The organism is Micromonospora sp. BQ32 (assembly GCF_059358895.1).
The window spans coordinates 125331-136460 of the sequence record NZ_JCADBI010000010.1; the positions used below are offsets into that span (position 1 = coordinate 125331).

Annotated in this window: 7 protein-coding genes; 5 read left to right on the forward strand and 2 right to left on the reverse strand. The window is 72.8% G+C overall.

Features of this window, described 5'->3' with window-relative positions:
- The first annotated feature begins 36 nt into the window (after positions 1 to 36).
- Positions 37 to 3456, forward strand: coding sequence for a S8 family serine peptidase (locus AC5L30_RS20015; RefSeq protein WP_494869045.1), 3420 nt, complete (start codon positions 37 to 39; stop codon positions 3454 to 3456).
- Between the two features lie 50 nt (positions 3457 to 3506).
- On the opposite strand, the gene dapD is transcribed toward AC5L30_RS20015, so the two are convergent.
- Positions 3507 to 4466: a 2,3,4,5-tetrahydropyridine-2,6-dicarboxylate N-succinyltransferase gene (dapD, locus tag AC5L30_RS20020; RefSeq protein ID WP_112675716.1), complete on the reverse strand. Its 960-nt coding sequence runs from the start codon at positions 4464 to 4466 to the stop codon at positions 3507 to 3509.
- A 78-nt stretch (positions 4467 to 4544) separates the two neighbouring features.
- Between dapD and dapE the strand changes: the two genes are divergently transcribed.
- Positions 4545 to 5618: a succinyl-diaminopimelate desuccinylase gene (gene dapE, locus AC5L30_RS20025; RefSeq protein ID WP_494869046.1), complete on the forward strand. Its 1074-nt coding sequence runs from the start codon at positions 4545 to 4547 to the stop codon at positions 5616 to 5618.
- Between the two features lie 56 nt (positions 5619 to 5674).
- Here dapE and AC5L30_RS20030 read toward each other — a convergent pair whose 3' ends face one another.
- Positions 5675 to 5842 (reverse strand): hypothetical protein, encoded by a 168-nt coding sequence (locus AC5L30_RS20030; protein ID WP_494869047.1) that lies wholly within the window; start codon positions 5840 to 5842, stop codon positions 5675 to 5677.
- Between the two features lie 154 nt (positions 5843 to 5996).
- Between AC5L30_RS20030 and AC5L30_RS20035 the strand changes: the two genes are divergently transcribed.
- From AC5L30_RS20035 to AC5L30_RS20045, 3 genes are all read left to right on the forward strand, one after another.
- Positions 5997 to 6863: an LOG family protein gene (locus AC5L30_RS20035; protein WP_494869049.1), complete on the forward strand. Its 867-nt coding sequence runs from the start codon at positions 5997 to 5999 to the stop codon at positions 6861 to 6863.
- Positions 6863 to 7408, forward strand: a complete 546-nt coding sequence (locus AC5L30_RS20040; RefSeq protein WP_494869051.1) for an LOG family protein — start codon at positions 6863 to 6865, stop codon at positions 7406 to 7408. Before AC5L30_RS20035 ends, AC5L30_RS20040 begins: the two co-directional genes overlap by 1 nt.
- Before the next feature lie 170 nt (positions 7409 to 7578).
- Positions 7579 to 11115, forward strand: a complete 3537-nt coding sequence (locus tag AC5L30_RS20045) for an ATP-dependent helicase (RefSeq protein ID WP_494869052.1) — start codon at positions 7579 to 7581, stop codon at positions 11113 to 11115.
- Positions 11116 to 11130: the final 15 nt, after the last annotated feature.

An 11130-nucleotide genomic window follows, 5' to 3' on the forward strand; every position in this document is an offset into this window, starting at 1 on the left:
TCCGTCATTTTTTGGCCTTCATTTTACATACTCAGTATGCAATTCTGGGTTGTCAATGTGACTCCATCCATCAAGACGCTTGACGAGGAGGATCCGTTGCACCAGGGAAGAAGATTGGCCGCTCTCGGCCTCGTGTTCGCGCTGGCGCTCTCCGCGCCGGCTCCCGTCTCCGCCGCAACCGCCGTGCCCACCCCACCGGGCGGCACCGGCCCACAGTCCACTCCGGGTGGACACACCACCAACCGCTCGGTCACCGTCACGCTGATCACCGGTGACCGGGTCACCGTCACCGGCTCCGCCGCCTCGGTCCGGCCCGGCGCCGGCCGCGAGGACGTGCAGTTCCTGGTCCAGCGCGAGCGCGGACGCCTCACCGTGACGCCGACGGACGCGGTGCCGTTCCTGCGCTCCGGCCGGGTGGACCGGCGACTCTTCGACATCACCGGGCTGGTCGAGGCGGGTTACGACGACGCCCACCGCAAGAACCTGCCGCTGCTGGTGGCGTACGGCTCGATGGTGAACGCCCGGCGTGCCTCGGCCGCACTGCCCGGCACGCAGCTGACCCGCGACCTGCCGGTGATTCGCGGTGCCGCCCTGAGCAGCGACAAGTCCTCCCTCGGCGCGGTGTGGGCGACGGTCACCACCGGCCCGGCTGGGGCCCGGCTCGACGCGGCGGGGGGCGTCGAGCGGATCTGGCTGGACGGACGTCGACGGGTGACCCTCGACCACAGCGTGCCGCAGATCGGCGCGCCCGCGGCCTGGGCGGCCGGGTTCACCGGCGCGGGAGTGTCGGTCGCGGTGCTGGACACCGGCGTCGACGCGACCCACCCGGACCTGGCCGGCAAGGTGGCCGAGGCGCGCAACTTCACCGAGGTCGCCGACGCTCGGGACACTGTCGGCCACGGCACCCACGTGGCCTCGACCATCGCGGGCACCGGTGCGGCCTCCGGCGGCAAGTACCGAGGGGTGGCGCCGGACGCGACGCTGCTCGACGGCAAGGTCTGTGAGGACGAGGGCTGCACCGACTCGGCGATCCTCGCCGGCATGCAGTGGGCCGCGGTGGAGAAGAAGGCCGCCGTGGTCAACATGAGCCTCAGCGGCTGGGACACCCCGGAGGTCGACCCCGTCGAGGAGGCCGTGCAGACCCTGACCGCCCAGACCGGCACGCTCTTCGTCCTCGCCGCCGGTAACGACGGCTCGGACGGCTCGGTCGGTTCCCCGGCCAGCGCCGACGCCGGGCTCGCCGTGGGCGCGGTGGACCGCGACGACGAGCTGGCCGAATTCTCCAGCCGGGGACCGCGAGTCGGCGACGACGCGCTGAAGCCGGACATCACCGCGCCCGGCGTCGACATCGTCGCCGCGCGGTCCGCCAATGGCGTCATCGGCGATCCGGTGGGGGACCGCTACGTCACCCTGTCCGGCACCTCGATGGCCACCCCGCACGTGGCCGGGTCGGCCGCGCTGCTGGCCCAGCAGCACCCGGGATGGCGGGCCGACCGGCTCAAGGCCACCCTGATGGCCGCCGCCAAGCCACACCCGGACCAGACCGCCTACCAGCAGGGCGCCGGGCGGGTCGACGTCGCACACGCGATCACCCAGCAGCTCACCACCGACCCGGTCAGCGTCTCGTTCGGACGTACGCTCTGGCCGCACGCCGACGACGCCCCGATCACCCGCACGGTGACCTGGCGCAACGACGGTCCGGCTCCGGTCACCGTGGACCTGAGCATCGAGGGCGCCGGCCCCGGCGGTCGGGCGCTGCCGGCCGGCCTGTTCACGCTGGGCGCCAACCAGCTCACCGTGCCGGCAGGCGGCACGGCCGCCACGACCGTCACCACTGACACCCGGATCGGCGATGCCGACGGTTACTGGACCGGGCGGATCGTGGCCCGATCCGGGGCGGCGGTCGCGGTCACCCCGTTGGCCGTGAACCGGGAGGTGGAGAGCTACACGCTCACCGTCGAGCACCTGAACCGCGCCGGTGCGCGTACCGCTGACCACTGGACGCTCCTGGTCGGAATGGACACCTACGGCTCCTGGGACGTCGTCAGCTCCGACGGGGTGGCCACCGTGCGGGTGCCCAAGGGGCACTACGGCCTGAGTGGCCTCGTCTTCGAGCCCGGGCCGGAGGACGAGCCGCGCGGGATGTCGCTGTTGATGCAGCCCGAAGTGACCGTCGAGCGGGACACCCGGATCGTCGTGGACGCCCGCCGGGCCAAGCCGGTGCGGACGACAGTCCCGGACCGGACCGCCGTCCCGCAACTGATCGACCTCAGCGGCATCTTCACCGCCGACGACGGCAGTGGCTACGGCATCGGGCTCTGGGCGGACACGTTCACCGGCCTGACCAGCGGTCAGATCGGCAAGCCGGTCTCCGCCGACAAGTTCGTCGCCACCCTCAGCAGCCAGTGGACCCCGCCGCAAACGGCCAACAGCCCTTACCTGTACGCGCTGGCCGAGGCGATCCCCGGCCGGATGCCCACCGGGCTCGTCCGCGACTACGCCCGACGGGACCTGGCCACCGTCGTGCACCAGTTCCGCGGTAGCTACCCGGGCATGGTGGCCGAGCGGATCGTGATCCCCGAGCTGGAGTACAACGTCGGCTATTCCGCGCTGATCCTGCCCACCGTCGTGCCCGGCCAGCGCGTCGAGTACTACAACACCAAGGGCGTGAAGTGGGAATCCGAGGTCTACTTCGGAACGGTGGACGAGGACGGCTGGTTGAGCCCGAAGGCAGCGCTCTTCTCCGTCCCCACCGCCTACCGCGCCGGGCGGACGGTCCAGGAGATCTGGAACCAGGCGCCGTACGCACCGTCCTTCCCGAACCCGCGCTGGCCGTACCAGAGCGTCAGCCGGGTCGGCGACACCATCGTGGTGGACGTGCCGATCTTCAGCGACGCGGCCGGGCACCCGGGCGCCTCGCTGAGCGACAGTGAGCACACCAAGCTCTGGCGCAACGGCAAGCTGGTCGGCGAGAGCGAGTACGCCGGCTACGGCGAGTTCGCAGTGCCACCGGGTGCGGCGGACTACCGGCTCGTCACGTCGTCGAAGCGAAGCTTCACCGACCTGAGCACCGAGGTGGAGTCCAGCTGGACCTTCCGGTCGCGGCACGTCGCCGGTGAGACGCCGGCCCGGCTGCCCCTGTCGGCGGTGCGCTTCGCGCCGCCGCTGCGGGTGGACAACAGCGCTCCGGCCGGGCAGGGCTTCATCGTCCCGGTCCGCGTGCAGCGGCAGCCGGGTGCGCCGACCGCCCGGGTGGACAAGCTCACCGTCGACGTCTCGTACGACGGCGGGAAGACCTGGAGCAAGGCGAAGCTGGTCCGCACCTCGGCCGACGGATGGTCGGCGCTGTTGCGGCATCCGGCCGGCCCCGGCCACGCGTCGCTGCGGGCCACCGCCCGGGACACCGCCGGCAACACGGTGACCCAACGGATCATCCAGGCGTACCGGTTGCGCTGAGGCGTACCCCGCCGGGTCCGCGGCCGAACGCCGCGGACCCGGCGGGTCCGTCAGTCGTTGGCGTGCAGGGCGGCGTTCAGCTCGATGCCCCGGCCGGTGCGCGGCCGGGCCTCCAGCCCGCCGGTGACCGAGTTGCGCCAGAACAGCAGGCCGTCGACGCCGGACAGCTCCCGGGCCTTGACCACCCGGCCGTCGGGGAGAGTGATCTTCGACGCGGCGGTGATGTAGCAGCCGGCCTCGACCACGCAGTCGTCGCCGAGCGAGATCCCGACGCCGGCGTTCGCGCCGACCAGGCTCCGCTCACCGATGCTGATCTTGTCAGTGCCGCCGCCGGAGAGGGTGCCCATGATGGAGGCCCCACCGCCGATGTCGGAACCGTCGCCGACCAGCACGCCCTGCACGATCCGCCCCTCGACCATCGAGGTGCCGACGGTGCCGGCGTTGAAGTTCACGAAGCCCTCGTGCATCACGGTGGTGCCGGCGGCCAGGTGAGCGCCGAGGCGGACCCGGTCGGCGTCGGCGATCCGCACCCCGGAGGGCACCACGTAGTCGGTCATCCGGGGGAACTTGTCGACCCCGTACACCGCCAGGTGCCGGCCGGCGGCCCGCTCGATCACCCGCAGCTCGTCCACCCGCTCCGGTGGGCACGGTCCGGCGGACGTCCAGGCCACGTTGGCCAGCTTGCCGAAGATGCCGTCCAGGTTGAGCTGGTTGGGTCGGACCAGGCGGTGCGAGAGCAGGTGCAACCGGAGGTACGCGTCGGACGCGTCCTTGATCGGATCGTCCAGCGAGCCGATCACGGTGACCACCTGCACGGTACGCAGGCCGGGCAGGGGCCGGTCACCGAGCGCGGCCGGCGGCAGGTCGAGCACGTCCGCCTTGTCCTCGCCGGCGACCAGCGGCAGCTCGCCCAGGCCCAGCTTGCCGGTCGGGTACCAGGTGTCGAGCACCTGCTCGTCTGCGGTGACCGTAGCCAGGCCGATGCCCCAGGCGGAATCTGCGGACGTCACTGTTACACCTCTCGGTCACGGCCGGGCTGACCTCGGCTCGCTCCTCGCGCTGACAGACCTGAAGGTACCGTGCGAACCATGGAGAACCCGCTGACCCCCGAGGTCCTCGCCGATCCGGTGCAGCTGACCCGCGCCCTGGTCGATATAGAGTCCGTGTCCCTCAACGAGAAGGCGATCGCGGACTGTGTCGAAGAGGTGCTGCGGGGCGTACCGCACCTGACCACCCACCGGCACGGCAACACGGTTATGGCGCGCACCGACCTCGGTCGGTCACAGCGCGTCGTGCTGGCCGGGCACCTCGACACGGTGCCGTTGAACAACAACTTTCCGTCGACCATGCGCGGCGACCTGATGTACGGCTGCGGCACCTCCGACATGAAGTCCGGCACCGCGTACGCGCTGCACCTGGCGGTGACGCTGCCCGAGCCGCGCTACGACGTGACGTACTTCTTCTACGAGGCCGAGGAGATCGAGTCCCGGTACAACGGGCTCAACCTCGTCGCCCAGGTGTTCCCGGAGTGGTTGCAGGCGGACTTCGCGGTGCTGCTGGAGCCGACGTACGGCATCGTCGAGGCGGGCTGCCAGGGCACCATGCGCTCGGTGGTCACCACGACCGGCGTACGGGCCCACTCGGCGCGCTCCTGGCACGGGGTGAACGCCATCCACGCCGCCGGTGAGGTGCTGCGACGACTCCAGACGTACGAGGCCCGCCGGGTCACCATCGACGGCTGCGACTACCGCGAGGGCATGAACGCGGTGCGGATCAACGGTGGGGTGGCCGGCAACGTGGTCCCCGACCACTGTGAGGTCGAGGTCAACTACCGGTTCGCCCCGGATCGGACCCCGGCCGAGGCGGAGGCGCACCTGCGTGAGGTGTTCGCCGGCTTCGAGGTGGTGGTGACTGACACCGCGGCGGGCGCTGCGCCCGGGCTGGAGGCGGCCCCGGCGAAGGAGTTCCTGGCGGCGGTCGGTGCCGCGCCGATCGGCAAGCTGGGCTGGACGGATGTGGCCCGGTTCGCGGCGATGGGCATCCCCGCGCTGAACTTCGGCCCGGGCGACCCGAACCTCGCCCACCACCCGGACGAGCACGTCGAGATCAGCAAGATCCGCGACGGCGCGGCCACCCTGCACCGCTGGCTGGCCCCGGCCTGACCCCCAAACCCGGCCCCCGGCCCCCGGGGCCCCGTCCGGTGATCAAGAGGTTTGCGTCAGCCGGGCCCGTTGTCGGCGACGCAAACCTCTTGATCGGCTCCCGATGGGGTGGGGGAGGTGGGGGTTGGGTTCTGCTGGCGGATGCGGCGGCGTTCGGCCACCACATCTCGGATCCGTCGCTGCATCTGGCGACGGATCCGGATCATCTCGCTGTTGCTGATCACGCTGTCTCCTCCCCCGAAGGCGCGCGCCGGGGCATACCCGGTATGTGAATAGTAAGACGTACGGGAGCGCCGAATAGTTGCCCATGATCCCGAACAATTTCTCGGCGTCCCCGCCCCGCGCACCCGACCGGTGCTGCTCCACTACGGTTGCTCCATGAGCCAGAGCAACGGGCGGGAGGCCGGTCGCGGTCCGGGACAGGAGCGGCATCGCGGTGCGGTCACCCTGCGCAGAGGGGCGATCCCGAGCAGCACCGCCGATCAGCGGTTGCTGGATTCACGGGGGCGGGGCGACTGGAAGACCAAGGACGCCTGGCGCGCGTTGCGCATCCTCGCCGAGTTCGTCGAGGGTTTCGACACCCTCGCCGACGTGCCGTCGGCGGTCAGCGTGTTCGGCTCCGCCCGCAGCGCGCCGGACAGCGCCGAGTGTCAGTTGGCCGAGCGGTTGGGCGGCGCGCTGGCCCGAGCCGGCTACGCGGTGATCACCGGAGGTGGGCCCGGGGTGATGGAGGCCGCCAACCGGGGCGCCAGCGAGGCCGGTGGGCTCTCCGTGGGGCTGGGCATCGAGCTTCCGTTCGAGCAGGGCATCAACGAGTGGGTCGACCTGGCCATCGACTTCCGCTACTTCTTCGCCCGCAAGACCATGTTCGTCAAGTACGCCCAGGCGTTCGTCGTGCTGCCCGGCGGGTTCGGCACCATGGACGAGCTGTTCGAGGCGCTCACCCTGGTGCAGACCGGCAAGGTCACCCGGTTCCCGGTGGTGCTCATGGGAGTCGCCTACTGGAAGGGTCTGCTGGACTGGCTGCGCGACACGATGGCCGCCACCGGCAAGATCGGGCCGGTCGACCTGGACCTGATCTGTCTCACCGACGACGTCAACGAGGCGGTCCGGCACATCGTCGCGTCGGAGGCTGCGCTCTCCGCCGAGCAGGAGGCGGTCCGCGAGGAGGCCGTCGCCCGTACCGGGGCAGACCAGCAGGCCGCCGCCGAACAGGCCGCCGAGCAGCCTCGGGATCACGACTGATGGCGGCGATCTGCGTCTTCTGCGCCTCCTCTCGTACCCTCGATCAGCGCTGGTTGGACCTGGCCGCCGAGACCGGTGCGGAGGTGGCCCGGCGCGGGCACACGCTGGTCAGCGGTGGCGGCTGCGTCGGCATGATGGGCGCGCTGGCGGACGGCGCCCGGTCCGCCGGTGGGCGCACCGTCGGCGTGATCCCGCAGTCGCTGGTCGATCTGGAGGTCGCCGACCTGGCCTCGGACGAGCTGCTGGTGACCGACTCGATGGCCAGCCGCAAGACCCTGATGATCGACAAGTCGGACGCCTTTCTCACCCTGCCCGGCGGGCTGGGCACCCTGGACGAGTTGTTCGAGGTCTGGACCACCGCCACCCTCGCCCTGCACGCCAAGCCGATGGTGCTGATCGACACCGACGGGTTCTACCGCCCCCTGCTGGACTGGCTCGACGCGCTGGCCGACCAGACCTTCCTCAAGCCCGCCGGCCGCGACCTCCTGACGGTCACCACCACCGTCTCCGAGGCCCTCGACATCCTGGAATCCCACCTGACCTGACCGCCCCCATCCCGGCCGGCCCCGGCCCAGCCGCGGTGATCATGAAGTTGGCGACGCCGCTGTCGGCGTGTCGCGCCGCCAACTCCATGATCGACGGGGGTGGATGGGGTGCGGTGGGGTGGGTGGGGTTTGGGTGGGTGGGTGTCGTATGGGTCTGATGGGATGAGCTGATGCAGGCGTACCGGTTGGTGCGGCGGCCCGGAGGGCCGGCGCGGGGGAACGGGGCGACGCCTGACAGCGCTTCCGGGCCCGCCAGCGGCGGCGCGTCCGGGGGCGGTGTCGGCGCGTCGGATGGCCCGGGTCGTCTGGCCGGGCCCGAGCTGGCGATCGGTGGCGGCGGTTGGCGGGCCGATCCGGTGCAGGCCGAGGTGGTCGGGCACACCGACGGGCCGATGCTCGTGCTCGGCGGCCCCGGCACCGGCAAGACCAGCACCCTCGTCGAGGCGGTCGCCGCCCGGGTGGCGGAAGGGGTCGACCCCGAACGAATCCTCGTGCTGACCTTCGGCCGGCGAGGCGCCACCGCGCTGCGGCAGCGCATCGAGGCCCGGATCGCACAGGACGGCCACCGGGTGCTGCGCGAGCCGCTGGTGCGCACCTTCCCGGCGTACGCCTTCGGGTTGCTCCGCCGCGCCGCCGCCGAGCGGGGTGAACCGTCGCCCCGGCTGCTCACCGGCCCCGAACAGGATCTGATCATCCGTGAGCTGCTCGACGTGGTGGGCGAGGAGCCCGAGGACGACCCGGTCGGCTGGCCCAGCGACCTGCGCCCCGCCCTGCGGACCAGGGCGTTCGCCGGTCAGCTGCGCGACCTGCTCATGCGCGCCGCCGAACGCGGCGTGGGCCCGATCGACCTGGCCCGGCTGGGTGAGAAGCTCGGCCGCGCCGACTGGCCGGCCGCCGCCCGCTTCCTCCGGGAGTACGTCGCCGTGCTCGCGCTGCGCGACGTCAGCAACCGGGGCTCCATCGCGTACGACCCGGCGGAGCTGGTCCGGGCGGCCACCGGGCTGCTGCGCGACGACGAGGAACTGCTAACCGCCGAGCGCCGTCGGCTCGCCCACGTCTACCTCGACGAGCTGGCCGACACCGACCCCGCCCAGTTGGAGCTGCTCTCGGTCATCGCCGGCGGCGGCAAGTCACTTGTCGCGTTCGCGGATCCGGACTCCTCCACGTACGCCTTCCGGGGCGCCGACCCGGCCGGGGTGGCGACGTTCCCGCACCGCTTCCGGACGGCTTCCGGTGCGCCGGCCGCACAGGTGCTGTTGACCACGTCGTACCGGGCCGGGCCGGGGCTGCTCGCGGCGATCGCCCGGCTGGGTCGCCGGCTGCGGGGTCCGGCCGCGCACCGTCGGCTGCACCCCCTGCCGGACGCGCCGCCCGGCGTCGTCGAGGTGCACACGTTCCGCTCGGCGACCAGCGAGGCCGCCTGGCTGGCCCACGCGCTGCGCTCGGCTCACCTGCTCGACGGCGTGCCCTGGTCACGGATGGCGGTGCTGGTGCGGTCCACCGCGTTGCAGCTGCCCACCCTGCGACGGGCGTTGCACGCTGCCGGCGTACCCACCGTGGTGCACGGCGAGGATCTGCCCCTGCACCTGCAACCGGCGGTCGCGCCGCTGCTGCTCCTGCTGCGCTGCGCGCTGGAGCCGGAACGACTCGACGAGGAGGCGGCCGTCGCGCTGCTGCACTCGCCGCTGGGCGGGGCCGACCCGCTGGCCGAGCGGCGGCTGCGCCAGGGCCTGCGCGCGCTCGCGTTGGCCGGCGGTGACCGACGCCCCTCCGGGGAGCTGATCGTCGAGGCGTTGCAGGATCCGGAGGAGTTGGCCGGCATCGAGCGGCGCTGGGCGGAACCGGCACAGGCGGTGGCCGGGCTGCTGGCTGTCGCACGCGAAGCCGCCGCCCGGCCGGGTGCGACGGCCGAGGACGTGCTCTGGGCCGTCTGGCACGCCAGTGGTCTCGCCGAGCGGTGGGCCGGCGCGATCAACCAGGGGCGTCCGGAGGCCGGCGAGGGCGACCTGGCCCGGCGACGGCGGGCCGAGGCGGCCGACCGCGACCTGGACGCCGTGCTGGTGCTCTTCGACGCGGCGGCCCGGTTCACCGACCGGCTGCCCGGCGCGCGTACCGAGGTCTTCCTCGACCACGTGCTCGCCCAGGACCTGCCGGCCGACACCATCGCCCCGACCGCTGACCGCGGTGCGGCGGTACGCCTGCTCACCGCGCACGCCGCCAAGGGCCTGGAATGGGACCTGGTCGCGGTGGCCGGCGTACAGGAGGGCATCTGGCCTGACCTGCGACTGCGCGGCAGCCTGCTCGGCTCCGAGCGGCTGGTCGACGTGCTGGCCGGCCGGTCGGTCGACGGCGCGACCGCGGCGAACGTGGTGGGTCAGACCTCGGCGTTGCTGGACGAGGAGCGTCGGCTCTTCCACGTCGCCATCAGCCGGGCCCGGCACCGGCTGCTGGTCAGCGCCGTGGCATCGGCCGCCGTCGGCGGTGACGATCACGAGGAGCAGCCCAGCCGGTTCCTGCACGAGCTGGGCCCGAGCACCCCGCCACCGACCCCGCCGAGCACGCCGCCCACCCCGCCGACAGCGCCCGGCCCACCGCCCGGTCCCCGCACCGAGCCGTCCTCCGGCGGCACCAGGGGCGCCGTGGCGGGTGAGACCGGCGACGAGGAGCCGGACCGCCCCGGAGCGCTGCCGGTGACCCGTCCACCCCGGGCGCTCACCCTGCCGGCGTTGGTCGCCGAACTGCGTACCGCCATCACCGACCCGGCCGCCCCGGCGGCCCGGCGGCGCGCCGCGGCGGCCGAGCTGGCCCGGCTGGCCGCCGCCGGGGTGCCCGGCGCGCACCCCGACGACTGGTGGGGGCTGCGGGTGCTCTCCGACGACCGGCCGCTGGTCGACGACGGAGACCCGGTGCGGGTCACCCCGTCCGCCATGGAGAGCGCGCTGCGGTGCAGCCTGCGGTGGCTGTTGGAACGGCACGGTGGCAGTGGCCCGACCAGCACCGCGCAGGGGGTGGGCAACCTGGTGCACGCCGCCGCGATGCTCGCCGAGGACGCCAGCGCCGACCGGGGCGCGCTGCTCGACTACGTGGCCGCTCGGTTCGACGCGATCGAGCTGGCGGCCCGGTGGATGGCCGGGCCGGAGCGGGAACGCGCCGAGGCGATGGTCGACAAGTTGCTGCGCTGGCTGGCCACCAATCCGCGCCGGTTGCTCGCCATCGAGCACGAGTTCGCCGTCCGCCTGGACGACCCGAACCGGCCCGTCGACCTGACCGGCCGGGTCGACCGGCTGGAGGTCGACGAGGCCGGGCGGCTCGTGGTGATCGACCTGAAGACCGGCAAGTCCACCGCGGTCACCGGCAGCGACCTGGCGGAACACCCACAGCTCGGCGCCTACCAGGCGGCGGTGGAGGCGGGGGCGTTCGCCGAGTTCGGTGACGAGTCCGGGGGTGCCGCGCTGGTGCAGCTCGGCACCTCCGCCAAGGACGCCAGGGAGCAGAATCAGCCGGCGGCCAGCGAGGGGCCGGCGGCCGGTTGGGCGACCGCGCTGGTCCGGCGGACCGCCGATACGATGGCAGCCGCCACGTTCGCCGCGGTGGCCAACTCGAAGTGCCGGGTCTGCCCGGTGCGCACCAGCTGCCCGGTCTCCGGGCAGGGGCGCCAGGTCGTCGAGCCGCCCACCGTCCGACGCACAGGTGAGGGCGAGGAGTGAGCTTGCGAGCCCAGT